Source organism: Roseobacter sp. EG26 (assembly GCF_049830555.1).
Taxonomy (GTDB): Bacteria; Pseudomonadota; Alphaproteobacteria; order Rhodobacterales; family Rhodobacteraceae; genus Roseobacter.
Genome location: NZ_JBNBLH010000002.1, coordinates 242,790 through 258,283, shown reverse-complemented (window position 1 = coordinate 258,283; position 15,494 = coordinate 242,790). Strand labels below are relative to the sequence as shown.

At 60.6% G+C, this 15,494-nt stretch carries 13 protein-coding genes; 6 read left to right on the top strand and 7 right to left on the bottom strand.

Annotation, left to right across the window (positions count from 1 at the left end; translation table 11 throughout):
• Positions 1 to 6 precede the first annotated feature (6 nt).
• Genes ACOTTU_RS06810 through ACOTTU_RS06795 form a run of 4 tightly spaced genes read left to right on the top strand, consistent with a single transcriptional unit; the run spans position 7 to position 4,266 of the window.
• Positions 7 to 912: a 2-dehydro-3-deoxygalactonokinase gene (locus tag ACOTTU_RS06810; RefSeq protein ID WP_425656837.1), complete on the top strand. Its 906-nt coding sequence runs from the start codon at positions 7 to 9 to the stop codon at positions 910 to 912.
• Positions 909 to 1,514 (top strand): 2-dehydro-3-deoxy-6-phosphogalactonate aldolase, encoded by a 606-nt coding sequence (locus ACOTTU_RS06805; RefSeq protein ID WP_425656835.1) that lies wholly within the window; start codon positions 909 to 911, stop codon positions 1,512 to 1,514. The genes ACOTTU_RS06810 and ACOTTU_RS06805 overlap by 4 nt, the downstream gene beginning before the upstream one ends.
• Entirely contained in the window at positions 1,511 to 2,371 is an 861-nt protein-coding gene (locus ACOTTU_RS06800; protein WP_425656833.1) for an SMP-30/gluconolactonase/LRE family protein, read from the top strand. The genes ACOTTU_RS06805 and ACOTTU_RS06800 overlap by 4 nt, the downstream gene beginning before the upstream one ends.
• Positions 2,368 to 4,266 (top strand): beta-galactosidase, encoded by a 1,899-nt coding sequence (locus tag ACOTTU_RS06795; RefSeq protein ID WP_425656831.1) that lies wholly within the window; start codon positions 2,368 to 2,370, stop codon positions 4,264 to 4,266. The genes ACOTTU_RS06800 and ACOTTU_RS06795 overlap by 4 nt, the downstream gene beginning before the upstream one ends.
• Here the strand turns inward: ACOTTU_RS06795 and ACOTTU_RS06790 are convergent.
• From ACOTTU_RS06790 to ACOTTU_RS06765, 6 genes are all read right to left on the bottom strand, one after another.
• Positions 4,263 to 5,192, bottom strand: coding sequence for a glucokinase (locus tag ACOTTU_RS06790; RefSeq protein ID WP_425656830.1), 930 nt, complete (start codon positions 5,190 to 5,192; stop codon positions 4,263 to 4,265). The genes ACOTTU_RS06795 and ACOTTU_RS06790 overlap by 4 nt on opposite strands.
• Positions 5,193 to 5,204: 12 nt before the next feature.
• Entirely contained in the window at positions 5,205 to 6,509 is a 1,305-nt protein-coding gene (xylA, locus tag ACOTTU_RS06785; protein ID WP_425656829.1) for a xylose isomerase, read from the bottom strand.
• Positions 6,506 to 7,945, bottom strand: a complete 1,440-nt coding sequence (gene xylB, locus ACOTTU_RS06780; protein WP_425656827.1) for a xylulokinase — start codon at positions 7,943 to 7,945, stop codon at positions 6,506 to 6,508. Before xylB ends, xylA begins: the two co-directional genes overlap by 4 nt.
• 3 nt (positions 7,946 to 7,948) lie before the next feature.
• Entirely contained in the window at positions 7,949 to 8,710 is a 762-nt protein-coding gene (locus tag ACOTTU_RS06775; RefSeq protein WP_425656825.1) for an ATP-binding cassette domain-containing protein, read from the bottom strand.
• Positions 8,711 to 8,721: 11 nt separating this feature from the next.
• Complete coding sequence (locus tag ACOTTU_RS06770) at positions 8,722 to 10,044, bottom strand: sugar ABC transporter permease (protein WP_425656824.1); 1,323 nt, start codon at positions 10,042 to 10,044, stop codon at positions 8,722 to 8,724.
• Between the two features lie 132 nt (positions 10,045 to 10,176).
• A complete protein-coding gene (locus ACOTTU_RS06765; protein ID WP_425656823.1) occupies positions 10,177 to 11,205 on the bottom strand; it encodes a substrate-binding domain-containing protein in 1,029 nt (342 codons plus the stop codon).
• Between the two features lie 201 nt (positions 11,206 to 11,406).
• Here ACOTTU_RS06765 and ACOTTU_RS06760 point away from each other — a divergent pair, with 201 nt between their 5' ends.
• Both ACOTTU_RS06760 and ACOTTU_RS06755 read left to right on the top strand, forming a co-directional pair.
• The gene (locus ACOTTU_RS06760) at positions 11,407 to 12,666 is read left to right on the top strand and encodes an ROK family transcriptional regulator (protein WP_425656821.1); all 1,260 of its coding nucleotides are present in this window, start codon (positions 11,407 to 11,409) and stop codon (positions 12,664 to 12,666) included.
• Positions 12,663 to 14,135, top strand: a complete 1,473-nt coding sequence (locus ACOTTU_RS06755) for a CRTAC1 family protein (RefSeq protein WP_425656819.1) — start codon at positions 12,663 to 12,665, stop codon at positions 14,133 to 14,135. The genes ACOTTU_RS06760 and ACOTTU_RS06755 overlap by 4 nt, the downstream gene beginning before the upstream one ends.
• On the opposite strand, the gene ACOTTU_RS06750 is transcribed toward ACOTTU_RS06755, so the two are convergent.
• Positions 14,132 to 15,472, bottom strand: coding sequence for a cytochrome-c peroxidase (locus ACOTTU_RS06750; protein WP_425656817.1), 1,341 nt, complete (start codon positions 15,470 to 15,472; stop codon positions 14,132 to 14,134). The genes ACOTTU_RS06755 and ACOTTU_RS06750 overlap by 4 nt on opposite strands.
• Between the last annotated feature and the right edge of the window lie 22 nt (positions 15,473 to 15,494).

The following is a 15,494-nucleotide window of genomic DNA, read 5'->3' as shown; positions in this document are numbered from 1 at the left end:
GGCAGCATGAACACTCAGATCGCACCAGACTGGATTGCCGTAGATTGGGGAACAACCAATCTGCGCGCCTTTGCCATGCAGGGGGCAACCGTTCTGGCGCGCGCGCAGTCCGAGGATGGCATGGGAAAGCTGGCGGTGAACCAGTTTGAACCGGCCCTTCTGGCGCTGATCGGCGACTGGGTTGCGCGGCGACAGCTGCCCGTGATCGCCTGCGGTATGGTGGGCTCGCGACAAGGCTGGGTCGAAGCGCCCTACCGGTCTGTGCCTTGCACTCCTTTGGCCGAGGAGTTGACACCAGCGCCCACGTCAAAGGGGTTGGATGTGCGGGTCGTGTCCGGGCTATCCCAAGCCGCACCAGCAGATGTCATGCGGGGTGAGGAAACCCAGGTGGCAGGCTTTTTGCAACTGAACCCCCGTTGGGACGGCGTGTTGTGCCTGCCCGGCACCCACACGAAATGGGTGCACCTCAGTGCGGGTGAAGTCGTTAGTTTTCAAACCTTTATGACAGGTGAGCTCTTTGCATTGTTGAGCGGCAGTTCCGTACTGCGGCATTCTCTTGAGGCGGAAGGATGGGACGATAGCGCCTTTGAGGCTGCGGTTGGTGATGCAATGTCGAAACCGGAACGGCTTGCCGCCCGTCTCTTCAGCCTGCGCGCGGGCCACCTGTTGCATGGCACGCAGGCACCAATTACCCGCGCCGCGCTTTCAGGCCTGCTCATCGGCTCGGAGCTTGCTGCTTCCAAACCCTATTGGCTGGGTCAGAACGTGGCGATCCTTGGCACCGGCACGCAGGCCAATGCATACCGCGCGGCCCTGCGTCCGCAAGGTATTTCGGCGATGCTCGTCGATACCGAACGCGCGACCTTGGCAGGCCTGACTGCCGCTCACCGACATTCAAAGGCACCCTCATGACACTTCCTATCATTGCCATTCTGCGTGGCATCACCCCGACCGAGGCCCCCGCCATCACAGAAACGCTCATCGCTGCCGGGATCACCCAGATCGAGGTACCGCTGAATTCGCCTGACCCGCTGGACAGCATCGCGGCCCTTGCGCGGGACTTTGGCGAACAGGCGCTTATCGGGGCCGGGACCGTCCTGACGGTCTCCGAAGTCGTTGCAGTGTCAAAGGCGGGTGGCAAACTGATCGTCTCTCCCAACTGCGATAGGGGTGTGATTGCCGCAACGAAAGCTGCAGGAATGCAAAGCTGGCCGGGCATTTTCAGCCCCACGGAAGCCTTCGCAGCCCTGCAGGCCGGGGCGGACGGGCTAAAGCTCTTTCCCGGGGCCATGGCCGGTGTCGCAGGGCTTGCGGCAATGCGGCCCATTCTGCCCAAGGGCACGCAGATCTTTGCCGTTGGCGGGGCCGGACCAGAAAACTTCGGCGCGTGGATCGCGGCCAGCGCGGACGGCTTCGGCATCGGGTCGGCCATCTACAAACCCGGCATGTCCGCCAGCGATGTCGCAGCCCGCGCAAACGAGATCGTTGCGGCCTACAAATTGGCGGCGGCGTGACCGCGCAGGTTTACGATGCCCGCAAGTGCCAACTGGGCGAAGGGCCGCTTTGGCACCCGCAACGGCAGCAGCTTTTCTGGTTCGACATTCTGGGCCGCAAGCTACTGACCAAAGATGCAAGTGGCTCAAAAGACTGGGATTTTGACGAAGAGGTCTCGGCCGCGGGATGGATTGATGAGGCCACGCTGCTGATCGCCTCTGCGACCGGGCTTTGGCGCTTTGATCTGCGCGACGGCAACCGCAGCATCATCAGCCCGTTAGAGCGTGACAATGCGGTGACGCGGTCAAACGACGGGCGCGCGGACCCTTGGGGCGGCTTCTGGATCGGCACCATGGGCTACAATGCCGAAAAAGGCGCGGGCGCTATTTACCGGTTGTATCAGGGCCAGCTGCGCAAACTTTTTGGCGAAATTACAATCTCGAATACCATCTGCTTTGCGCCAAACCGCAGCACCGCTTATTTTTCTGACACCGCCACGGGCAAGGTGATGCGCGTCGCCCTTGATCGCTCCGGCTGGCCTGATGCCGCGCCGGAGGTCTTTCTTGATCTGACCGCAGAGGGGCTGAACCCCGACGGGGCCGTTGTGGACAAAAGTGGCACGCTTTGGATCGCGCAATGGGGTGCGGGCCGTGTCGCCGCCTACGCGCCCAGCGGCCAGTTCACTCAGGCCATTGATGTACCCGCCGCGCATTCAACCTGCCCGGCTTTCGGCGGTAAGGATTTGGGTGATCTTTTGATTACGAGCGCCCGGCAGGGCATCCCGGTTGCACAGCTGACCGAGCAGTCAAAAGATGGCCAGACCTTTGTCGTTGAAAAGATCGCGCAGGGTGTGCCGGAACCAAGGGTGATCCTGTGAAACGCGCGCTCGGCGTCTGCTACTACCCGGAGCATTGGCCCGAAGAGATGTGGCCGCGCGATGCGGCGCGCATGGTCGCGGCAGGCATCACCTGGGTACGGATCGGTGAATTTGCCTGGAGCCGGATGGAACCTACGCCCGGCAATTTCACCTTCGACTGGCTGGACCGCGCCATCGACACCCTGAGCGCTGCCGGGCTGAAGGTCATTCTGGGCACACCCACCTGCACGCCGCCACGCTGGATGCTGCACCGTTACCCCGACATGCTGGCCGTCGATGCGCTCGGACATCCGCGCAAATTCGGATCGCGACGGCACTATTGTTTCAGCCACGCTGGCTACCGCGCGGCCAGCGGTAAAATAGCCGAAATCCTGGGGGATCGCTACGGGCGCGACCCGCGCATCCATGCCTGGCAGATCGACAATGAATACGGCTGCCACGATACGGTCCTGTCCTACTCGGATGCCGCGCGCGATGCGTTTCGGGGCTGGCTGGCCACGCAATACCGCGACATCGACGCCCTGAACGCGGCCTGGGGCACTGTTTTCTGGTCGATGGAATACCGCAGTTTCGACGAGATCGACCTGCCTCACCTGACCGTGACTCAAGCCGCACCGGCACATGAGCTGGCATTTCGGCGCTTCAGTTCCGATCAGGTCACCCGCTACAACGCGGTGCAGGTTGCAGCCTTACGCGCGCGCAGCGACGCGCCGCTTATTCACAACTACATGGGCCGGGTGCTGGATTTCGATCACTTTGAGGTCGGAGCCTCGCTGGATATCGCCAGTTGGGACAGCTATCCCATCGGCTTTCTGTCGGACCGGTTGGAGGCCAGTGACGATCACAAACAGCGCTATCTGCAACAGGGTGATCCTGACATGCAGGCCTTTCACCATGACCTTTACCGAGCCGTGGGCAAAGACGGCCGCTGGTGGGTGATGGAACAACAACCCGGTCCGGTGAACTGGGCACCGCATAACCCCGCGGCCCTGCCCGGTATGGTCCGGCTCTGGAGTTGGGAGGCCTTTGCCCATGGGGCCGAGGTGGTCAGCTATTTCCGCTGGCGACAGGCTCCCTTTGCGCAAGAACAGATGCACGCAGGCCTCCTGCGCCCCGATGACGCCGCAGCCCCCGGACTGGACGAGGCGGCGCAGGTTGGGCGCGAGATTGCGGAACTGCCAGAGGTGGCGCAAACTCAAGCACCCGTTGCCCTGATTTTTGACTACCCTTCCGAATGGGCCTGGGCAACACTGCCGCAGGGCGCGGGCTTCAGCTATTTTCGCCTGATGCTCGATGCCTACCGGGCCTTGCGCAAATGCGGCCTCTCAATCGACATCGTGCCGTCAACAACAACGGATCTATCTGGCTACAAACTGGTGCTGGCCCCAGGGTTGGCGCAGATGCCCCCGGCCCTGATTGCAGCGCTTCAGGAGACGGTGGCGCTGGTCGGTCCGCGCAGCAATGCGGTGACGCAAGAGTTGTCCATACCGACCCCCATGGGACCAGACCTGCCGGGTATCGATGTGACCGTGTCGCGCGTTGAAAGCCTGCCCCCTGCCGCGCATCGCGACGCTGTGGACGGAGGTGCCGTCCACCATTGGGTCGAGACGCTGGAAGGCACATCCGAGACGATTTTTGAGACGACCTGCGGTCAGAAGATTGTCATGAGCAACGGCACGATGAATTACCTTGGGGCCTGGCCGGATGAAACCCTGTGGGGTCGCATCATCCGGCATCTCGCCGACATGGCGGGCTTGCCAGTTCATGATCTTCCCGAAGGGCTGCGCCTGCGCGACACGGCCACCCATCGCTTTGCCTTCAACTACAGCGCCGAAGCGGTCACATTCCAGGACCGGATGCTGCCACCTGCGGGTGTGGAGTGGTGGGCAATTTAGACGACGGCCTTTGAATAGGCCAGACAGCCCAGCAATGCAGCTTCATCCTGGGTGATGACCGAAACCGGCAGCGGCGGCATGGACTGTTTGACCGTTGGCGGCTCGCGCAAGGTGCCGACAAAGACGTCCCGCGCCGGGCTGCTCAGAAGACCGCGCACCACCGATCCGGCCAGAAAAATTCCGCCCGACGGCATGTAGAGCAGCCGCAGATCGTGGATGAACGCGCCCAGCATTCGAGCATAGGTTTCCACGGAAGCGACCGCCGCCGCCTCCCCCGCATTGGCGGCAGTAATGACATCGCGCGCGTCGAGCTTGTCCGCCCCGGTTGCGGCTGCATGCAATTCCGACAGGCCCGGACCGCGCACCGCATCCTCGGCGCATCGCACCCAGGCGGGCGGCTGGTCGATATAGGCTTCCAGCAGCGTGGCCACGCGCGAGGGCAAACTGCCTAACCCGGCCTCCGCCCGCAAACAAACCGTTCGATCGCCAATCCGCAAAACCGGGCTGACGTTAAACCCTGTCCCCGCGCCAATCACCAGACGCTGATCATTCTGCGACACCTCGCCTTCCAGAACGGTTTCGGTCCCACGATCGTCCAGACTGTCCAACGCGTATCCCAGCGCACTGAGGTCATTCAATAGATCAACACGCCCTGCCCCAAAGGCAACACGCATCTTTTCGGTATCGAAATCCCAGCCGCGATTGGTTAGCCGGGCGATGTTGCCGGTAACCGGCCCCGCGACAGCAACAGTCAGAGCCTCCAGCCTGTGCACCCCGGCATGGCTGAGGTACGCGCGCAGGGCCGCGTCAAAGCAATCGTAGTCGTCATTCTGGTATCGTTGCGTCAGCGCAGTGTCGATCACGCCGCCCCGTGCGCAGGCGAACCTGACGTTGGTGCCGCCGACATCTGCCAGAATGAGTGCCATCAGTTTCCGCCCCTAGACAAATCGGTTGACGTAGTTTTCCAGTATTTCCTGCCCGCCCGACCGTGGTTGCGGGTCGATCTGGCCTGCTTCCACGGGTGAGGCTACCTCTTCCAGCGTCGCGGACCGCAACCAGCCCTGCGCCTCCGGCCGCTGCCAGCCAACGTAGCGTGCCTTGCGGACGGCTTCCAGCCCGCCATCCTCCAGCATCGCAGCCGCCGCCTTGAGCCCACGCGCGCAGACATCCATCGCGCCCGCATGAGCTGCAATCAGGTCCTTGGGATCAAGGCTTTGTCGCCGTAGCTTGGCGTCGAAATTGGTCCCCCCCGTCGTGAACCCACCCGCCTTGAGCACTTCGTAATAGGCCAGCGCCGCCTCAGGCACGTTGTTGGGAAACTGATCCGTGTCCCAGCCGGACTGGTAGTCATTCCGGTTCATGTCGATAGACCCAAAAATCCCCAACGCCGAGGCCATCGCCAGTTCGTGCTCAAAACTGTGACCGGCCAGTATCGCGTGGCCCTGCTCGATGTTCATCTGAACTTCCGTCTCAAGGCCGAACTCCTTGAGAAAACTATATACCGTGGCCACGTCGTAGTCGTATTGGTGTTTGGTCGGTTCCTGCGGTTTGGGCTCGATCAGAATGGCCCCTTTGAAGCCGATCTTGTGTTTGTACTCGACCACCATCTGAAGGAACCGCCCGGCCTGCGCACGCTCTTGCGCAAGGTCCGTGTTCAGCAGCGTTTCGTAGCCTTCACGCCCGCCCCAGAGCACGTAGTTTTCGCCCCCCAGTTTATGCGTGGCGTCGAGGCAGTTCCTGACCGTCGCAGCAGACCAGGCGAATACATCCGGGTCCGGGTTCGTCGCCGCCCCCGACATGAAGCGCCGATGCGAAAAGAGGTTCGCGGTGCCCCACAGCAATTTCGTGCCCTGCGCTTCCATTTTGGTGCCCAGATAGTCGATGATCTCTTCGAAATTGCGTTTGCTTTCTGCGAAAGTTGCACCTTCTGGCCGGATGTCCGCGTCATGCCAGCAATAATACGGCTGCCCCAGAATAGCGAACATCTCGAATGCCACATCGGCTTTCAACCGGGCAAGCTCCATCGTCTCGCCGAACCACGGGCGCTCAAAGGTTTGCCCGCCAAAAGGATCCCCCCCCGGCCAGGCGAAACTGTGCCACCAGGCCACCGCAAAGCGCAGATGATCCTCCATGCGTTTCCCAGCGATCACTTCATCGGCATTGTAGTGGCGGTAGGCCAGTTCATCCGCAGGGGCGTCGGGGTTGAATGTGACAGGCGCGATGCCTGCGAAAAAGTCGGTCATAGAGCCTCCTTAAGGGCGGAATAAGCGGCGCGGTACTGCGCGTGTCGCGCGGCAAATGCGTCTTTGAATGCGGTTTGTGGCGTGATTGTCCGGTCTGTCGCGGGGGGCTTGGCAAGCTCGACACCCGCGCCAAGGGCGGCCATCTGGCCCAGACGCGCGGCCCCGAAGGCCCCACCGAAATCACCCGATTGCGGCACGTCGATCGGCATATCCAGAACCGTGGCGAGAATATTGAGCCAATACTCAGACCGGCTGCCACCGCCGACCGCCACGATGTGATCAATCTGCGTACCGGACCTGCGCAGCGCATCAAAACTGTCCCTGAAGGCAAAGCTGACCCCCTCCAGCACAGCGCGCGCACCCGCCGCGCGGTCTGTCGCATGCCCCAGCCCCAGAAAGGCACCGCGCGCAGCCGCATCATTGTGGGGCGTGCGTTCGCCGCCAAGATAGGGCAGAAACAGGGTCTCGGAAGGTGGCTGCAAGGCACCCAGATCGCGGGTCAGGCTGCTGGCATCCGCCCCGACGAGCCCCGCGTACCAGTTCAGCGCATCCGTACAGGCCAGGATCACCCCCATCTGATGCCATGTGTCGGGCAAGGCATGGCAGAATGTGTGCACAGCCGTGGGCGCATCCGGCTGGTAGGCCGCACTTGCGGCAAAAAGCACACCCGATGTCCCCAGCGACAAAAACGCCTGCCCTGGATTGACGACGCCCATGCCAACGGCAGCGGCGGCATTGTCACCGGCACCGCCCGCAACCACAACGCCCCGCGGCACACCCCACCGATCTGCAAGTGTGTCGCGTAACTGGCCTGATACGGCGGAACCTTCGACAAGCCGGGGCATGTGATCGCGGCTGAGGCCCGAGGCCGACAGCAGCGCATCCGACCAGTCCCGATTGCCGGTATCGAGCCAACTGGTGCCTGCCGCGTCGGACATCTCGGACACGGCCTCCCCGGTCAGCCAGAGCCGCAGGTAATCCTTTGGCAGCAATATCTTGCGCGTTTTTTCAAAAACCTCAGGCTCATGGGTGCGCACCCATTCAACTTTAGGTGCGGTGAAGCCCGGGAAAACGATATTCCCGGTGATCGCCCGCCACTGCGGATCACCATCGAAACGCGCCGCCTCGGCATGGCTGCGCGTGTCATTCCACAGCATGCAAGGGCGCAACACATCATCGGACGAGTCCAGCAGGGTTGCGCCATGCATGTGACCACTCAGCCCAATGCCCCGCACAGCACCCAAATTCTGCTGTGCGGCAAGAGCGGTCATGACCGTTTCGGTGGCCGCCAGCCAATCCGCCGGGTTCTGCTCTGACCAGCCGCTGTGCAAACGCGCCACTGTCAGCGGCGCGCTGGCCTCCGCCAAAAGGCGCTGATCGTCATCAATCAGAACGCCCTTCAGACTTGATGTGCCCAGATCCAGCCCAAGATACATGGGTTACGCCGCCTCCGGTTTCTTGCCCATGATGATCATGCTCAGGATGTCATCTTCGGTCACATCCTCCACCCGCTCGGTCCCGATCATCTGACCGTTTTTCATCACGGAGACACGGTCACAGAGTTCGAGCATTTCGCGGGTATCGTGGGAGATCAGGAAAATCCCCAGCCCCTGCTTTTTCAACTCCTGAATAAGCTCCGCAACCATCTGGGTTTCATGCACGCCCAGAGCGGCGGTGGGTTCGTCCATGATCAGGATCTTGGCATTGAAATAGACCGCGCGGGCGATCGCGACTGACTGACGCTGACCGCCCGACAAGGCGCTGACCGGCTCCTTGAGCTTTTTGAAGTTGGGATTGAGCCGCGCCATGATCTTGGCGGTCTCGCTCTCCATCTTGGCGTCATCGACGAAACCCGCACCTGTTGTCAGTTCGCGTCCCAGAAAGAGGTTGGATGCGGCATCAAGATTATCCGCCAGCGCCAGTGTCTGGTAGATCGTCTCAATGTTATAGTCGCGAGCGTCGCGCGGGCTGTTGATCTCGGCCTTTTCGCCGTTGATCCAGATCTCGCCACCGTCCTTTTGATAAGCCCCGGCGAGAATCTTGATCAGCGTCGATTTGCCCGCCCCATTGTGCCCCAGAAGGCCCACAACTTCGCCGGGATAGAGATCGAGGCTCACGTGGTCCACGGCGCGGATACCCCCGAATGAAATGGAGATATCCTTGAGCTGAACAAGCGGGGTGTCTGTACGTTGTTGTGTCATGATCTGTCCCCTTACTTTGATTTACGGCGATAAAGAATGTCGAGGTAGACGGCCAGAACAAGGACCGATCCCACGACGATCTGCTGCATTGCGGCGTCAAAGCCGATCAGCACCATGCCGGTTTGCAGCGATTGCATCACCAGCGCGCCCAGGATGGCACCGTAGATCGTGCCGACCCCTCCTGCGAGCGATGTGCCGCCGATCACCGCGGCCGCGATGACATAGAGTTCGTCCAATGTGCCAAGCGCGTTTGTGGCCGAGCCCAGCCGCGCAGAGGCCACAACTGCGGAGAGCCCCGCCAGACCGCCCATCAGGGCAAAGATCTTGACGGTCATCCAGCGTGTGTTGATACCGGCCAGTTCCGCCGCCTCGGGATTGCCGCCGATGGCATAGACGTAGCGGCCAAAGCGGGAGCGTGACATCAGGATCGTCATGAAGATCGCCACCGCGACAAGGATCAGAACCGGAATGGCAAAGCCGTGCGAGATAAAGAGGCCGCCGTCAGGAATTTCGATCCCTTCGGCCTCAGCATAACGGCGCACGATACCGCGCGGCCAGGGGTAGGCATTGACCAGCAGCACCGCCGCAATCACCGCGCCACAGCCCACAATGGCAATGAAGCTCTCGGCCCAGACCGGACGTTGCGCGATGTGAAAGACGCGGCGTTTGCGGCGGCCCAGAATAACCAGCGCCAGCACGGCCGCGCAGCCCAGCAATCCAACCACCCAGCTTCCGGTTGCGCCGATTGCGCCGTTGGGCCCACCGCCCAGCAAGGCAAATGTCGGATCGACAGGCGAGATGGTCTCGCCGCGCGCCACCAGAAATGCCGCCCCACGCCAGACCAGCAGGCCGCCAAGGGTCACGATGAACGCTGGAATTTTTCCATATGCGATCAGCGCACCGTGAAACGCACCAATAAAAGTACCGCAAGTAATACCGACCAAAATGGCGATGACCCAGATCAGCGGATGCCCGAGGCCCAGATATTGCGGCAGGATATTGACCTGCACAACGCCCATGATGATTGCGCAAAAGCCAAGGACGGAGCCAACCGAGAGATCAATGTGGCGCGTGATGATCACCAGCACCATGCCCGTTGCCATAATCCCGATGGAGGCTGTCTGCACCGACAGGTTCCACAGGTTGCGGGGTGTCAGAAAGAAACCGCCGCCGCGAAACATCTGACCGTAAAGGTGGAAGCCGACCCAGATCAGAGCCAGCGCCCCCAACATGCCCAGAAGGCGCGTGTCCAGTTCCGTCTCACGAAAGAACCGGGCAACGGCGCTTTCCTTTGCGGGCGATGAAGCAGGTGGTTGGGTTGTTTGATCAGTCATGTGGCTGAGCCCCCTCGCGGAATGCACGTATCCCTGCCGCGCCGGCGTCAGCGCAGTGATCGGATGTCATGCTGTTACAGAAATTCTGGTGCCGGGCGCGCGGTCAGACGCGCCCGGTCAGTTCAATGCAGATCAGCAGCCGGCAACGCCGTCGATGGCGCCCGCACAGGCTTTTTCCTGATCAATGTGGCCTGCATCAATGGCCTTGCTCAGGTTGTCTTTGGTGATCGGTGTCGGCGACAGGAAGATGGCATTCATCTCTACGCCTTTTTCACCGCCAGACCATTTGACAGCATCCTTTACGTCCGCCAGCGCCGTCCCATCGGCAAGCTCAAGCGCGATGTTCGCAGCCGCCGCCCCCAAGGCACGGGAGTTCTTCCAGACCGAAACCGTTTGCTCGCCACGGGCGACGCGGTTCAGCGCGGCGTGGTCACCGTCCTGGCCGCCAACCGGAATGCTGAGACCCTGGGCTGTGAGAGCTGCAATCGCGCCACCTGCCATGCCGTCGTTCTGGGACAGAACCGCGTCAACCTGGTTGTCGTTCGCGGTCAGAATCTGTTCCATGTTCTTCTGAGCATTGTCAGGCTTCCAGCCGTCTGTGAAGGCCTCACCAACGATCTTGATTTCACCGGATTCGACCTTGTCGCCGATCACTTCCATCATCCCTTCGAGCAGGAAGCCAGCATTGGGATCGCCCTTGTCACCCTTGATGATCGCAAAGTTTCCGCTGGGCTGTTTTGCAACGACGGTCTCGGCGATGATCCGGCCAACACCCTTGTTGTCGAATGTCAGGTAGAACGCGCGTGGGTCTTCGATCAGACGGTCATAGCCGACAACCGGAATACCTTCGGCATCCGCTTTATCGACCGCGGGACCGACAGCATCCTTGTCCACTGACAGAATAATCAGCGCGTCAGCACCCTGTGCAATCAACGCCTCCACATCGGTAAGCTGCTTGGCTGCTGAAGCCTGCGCATCTGCGGACATATAGGTCGCGCCCGCAGCGCTCAGTGCAGCTTTGATCGCCGCTTCATCTGTTTTCCAGCGTTCTTCCTGAAAGTTGGACCAGCTGACCCCCACCTTCAGGGCATGACCGTCGGCATATGCAGCTGTCGAAAGGGCCGCCGACATAGCGACGCCCAAAAAAGTGATCTTCTTCATTGTATCCTCCCAATGGGACAGTTCTGTTGACTGTTGATGCCGATTCCAGATTGGCATGTTTAAAAGGATTGACTGTTTTAATTCAGCTGTCAAAATAAATTTATGGATGAGACGCAAAAATATCGACCTGATGGGTGTTTTTTGATGAATTTCTGTCAATACCATCAAAAAAACCCTATTAATATTTTGAGACCTGAATAAATGAATGTGGAAATATCCCAATCCCCCCTGCCTGAGAGCCCAACAGGCTGTGGACCGATTCGCCCCGAGACGGAAAACACCGGCAGTAGCCTGAGGTCACGCGTCTTCGAAACGGTGCGCTCTGCAGGGCGGATATCACGGATTGATCTGGCAAAACGGTTGAGCGTCAGCCCCGCGTCGATCACCGCGCTGGTCGGAGAGCTTCTGGACCTTGGCATGCTTCAGGAGCAAAGCGATACAACCCGCACGACCTCACGCGGACGCCCGCCCGTCGCCCTTTCCGTCCAGCCCGATGCCGGATATGTCGTCGGGATCAAACTGTCGCGCGCGAACCATACGGCACTTCTGGTTGATGCAGCCGGTCAGCCGCTTGCCCAAGCCAGCCTGACCTGCACCCCGCGCAGACGGTCCGTGTCGCAGATGCTTCTGGAAACCGGTCAGGTTCTCGACGCCTTGTTGAAGCAGGCAAACCTTGAGCGATCTGACATTGCCTGTATCGGACTTGGCATGCCTGGCATGATCGATCATGCCGCCGGTCATATGGTGTGGTCCCCGATCCTGACAGAGGTTGACCTGCCGCTCAGGCGTTTTGCCGAGGATGCCTTTGGTGTGCCTGTGGCCGTCGACAATGATGCCAACCTTGTCACGCTGGCGGAACTTTGGTTTGGCAAGGGGCGCGCCATGGCCGATTTCGCGGTAGTTACCATCGAACAGGGTGTCGGCATGGGGCTGGTCATCAACCACCGGCTTTACCGTGGCGCCGGATCACTGGGGATGGAGTTGGGCCATACCAAAGTACAGATGGATGGGGCCTTGTGCCAATGTGGGCAGCGCGGGTGCCTTGAGGCCTATATCGCCGACTATGCCCTGGTCAGAGAGGCCTCGACAGCGCTGGATTCAAGTCACTTTGACACCGCCACGCCAGAGGTGATGCTGCAACAGCTTTATGAACAGGCCAAAGCGGGAAACGAGGCGGCCCGGGTCATCTTTCGACGCGCGGGCCGATTTTTGGCGCTTGGGTTGGCCAATGTGGTCAACCTCTTTGATCCGCCGCTTATCATCCTTTCGGGCGAGCGCATGCAATACGACTATCTCTATGCGGACGATGTGCTGCGCGAAATGCATGCCCTCTCGCTGAACCGCGATGCCGCCCCCCAGAAGGTGGAAACCCATGCCTGGGGGGATTTGATGTGGGCACATGGCGCGGCGGCCCTTGCCCTGTCAGAGATCGCAGACGCCATGGCGGAGCGCAGAGGATGAGAGCATTCCTTTTTTGCCTGATAGCTCAAACCGCCAGCGCAGAGGTGGTTTTCGAAGACCTCTCCGGCAATCTGCCACCGCACAGCTACACCGGGGGCTGGGAGCATTTCGTGGGCGGCGGCATCGCCGTTTTCGATTGCAATGGGGACACTCTGCCCGATCTGCTGGCGGCAGGTGGCACATCCCCCGCGAGCTTGATGATCAACCGTGGGGATATGGCCTTCAGCGCCGCACCTTTTCCAAAGATCACCGGCGCAACAGGTGCATACCCTCTGGATATCAATGACGACGGCCATCTTGATTTGATGGTGCTGCGCGTTGGCGAAAACCGATTGCTTTTGGGCAATGGGTCATGTGGTTTCGACAGCGCCAACATTCTTTGGGGGTTCGACGGGGGGGACGCCTGGTCAACGGCGTTTTCGGCCACATGGGAAGACACAGGACCGGTATTGGCCATCGGGAATTACGTCGACCGTGCCAACCCCGACGGCCCATTTGAGGCCTGTGACGACAACAGCCTGCACAGGTGGCGCGGAACGGAATTCGTCACAACGACCCTGACACCGGGATACTGTGCGCTATCGATGCTCTTTGCCCGGGACGCCAGCGGCCAGAAACGCCTGCGCATTTCCAATGACCGCCACTATTACGTGCGGGCGGGTTCCGAACAGATGTATGACATCGGGCGCAATCGTTTTCTGGGCCCGGACGACGGTTGGGAAACCATCAGGCTCTGGGGCATGGGAATTGCCAGCCGGGACATCACCGGAGATGGACGGGCGGAGGTCATGCTGACCTCCATGGGGGATCAACTCATGCAGATCGCCGGGGAAGACGGCCATTATACGCGGGCACCTTACGGATTGGGAACCTATGCCCAACGGCCGCATCTGGGTGACGATGGCCGCCCCTCGACCGGATGGCACGCCGAATTTGCAGACGTCAACAACGATGGACAACCCGACCTCTTTATCGCAAAGGGCAACGTCGATCAGATGCCGGGACTTGCCATGAAGGATCCGAACTCCTTACTGATCCAGCAAGCCGACGGTACTTTTACAGAAGGCTCGATTGCTGCCGGCGTGGCGACCGTGGACCGCTCCCGGGGAGCCGCCCTTGCAGATCTGGATCTGGACGGGCGGCTCGATCTTGTGGTGATGAACCGCCGCGCACCCGTTGAACTTTACCGAAATGTCACGGAAAGCGTCGGCAACTACCTGTCGGTTGACCTCAGGATGCCGGGTGTCAACACGCGGGCAGTGGGTGCCCTTGTCGAAGTCACCGCAAACGGCACAACCCAGACCCAGGAAATCACCGTGGGCGGCGGGCATGCAGGCGGACAAGCGGGGCCCATGCACTTTGGCCTCGGCTCTGCGACGGTCGCCGATATACGGATTACATGGCCGGATGGTCAGGTGACACGTCAGCCCGGGCAGCCAGCCAACAGGCGCATCCTGCTGAAACCTTAGCGATCCACCGGCAAGCCGCTGGGAACGCTACCTGGCACCCCAAGCCGGCCTTTCAAGGCAACGGGATCGCTGAGCGTTTCGAGAAAGGCCACAATAGCGGCGATCTCGGTTGCATCCAAAGTCACATCGGGACCAGATATCGATGCCCTGAGAGATGCCTGCTCAGCCGGGTCATCCAGATGGCGCCAATCGTCCGTACCCTCAAGCGGCGGAAGAAACACCGAACGACGATCAAAGGCGTCAAGCGCCTCACGCGGGCGTGCATGATCTGCGATGAAGGCCGCCAGATCGCCATGGCTGCCGGTGTGCCCGTAAGGACCAGTCTCGGCCACGTTGCGCAAGGATGGTGTCCGGAACGCATAGGCATCCTCAGCACGACCCGTCACCCGCATACGACCCACGTCCCGCGCATGATCTTCGAAACGTGCCGCTTTTCCGGGACCAAATTGCGGCACACCCATCGCATGATAACCGTGATCTGTTTGAAACTTGCCTGCATGGCATTCGCCGCATCCCGCGGAGCCGTTGAAAAGGCCCATGCCTTCAAGAGCGGTCTCCGACAAGGTGGCGGTGCCACGCAAATACGCATCATAGGGGCTGGAATCTGATCGCCATTCAAAGGCGACGAAGGTCGCAATCGCATCCGAGATGTCTGTGAAGCTCAGCGTGTTGCCTTGCGGAAAGGCCTCTGCGATCAGGGGCGCGTACCCGGCAGTTTCGGCAACGCGGGCACTGAGCTTCGCCCAGGCGCCATCAGGTCCGGTGATACGTCCCTGCCGCACGGCCTGGCTCACTTCGTTCTCGCTGTAATGCCCGGCCATTTCATCGGCGCTGAGCACCGGGAACATGGTTTGAGCCGACAGCAGATTGGCGAACCCCTGGGTCATTTCTGCCCCCATCGGCGTGCGCAACCCGCCTGTTTTGGCAGGATCTACTTCGATCCGGCCATCGTGAAACAGACGGGTGAACTCATGTGCTCCTAAGTTGAAAAGCGCGGGTGCATTGCGCGGAATGCGTTGTTCAGGTGTATTTTCGCCGGTCACATGTCGGTCTGGCCCAAGACCAATCGCCCCTTCCCCCAAGGACAGCGCGACACCATCGGCAGTGGCAAACTTGGGATGATGACAGGTGGCACAGGAAATATTGCGGTTCCCGGACAGGATCGGATCGTAAAACAGCATCTGCCCCAAACGCAGTTGCGCCATGTCCAAAGTGGCATAATCCGCATCAGACACGGGTTCGATCCCATCAGCGAGGGTAACAGACGCAAAGGTCATCGCCCCGAATACCCCAAGCCTGAGCATGACGTTCATACCCTCCAAACCCTCTTTCAGCATGCGATCAAAGCCCTTTTCAACG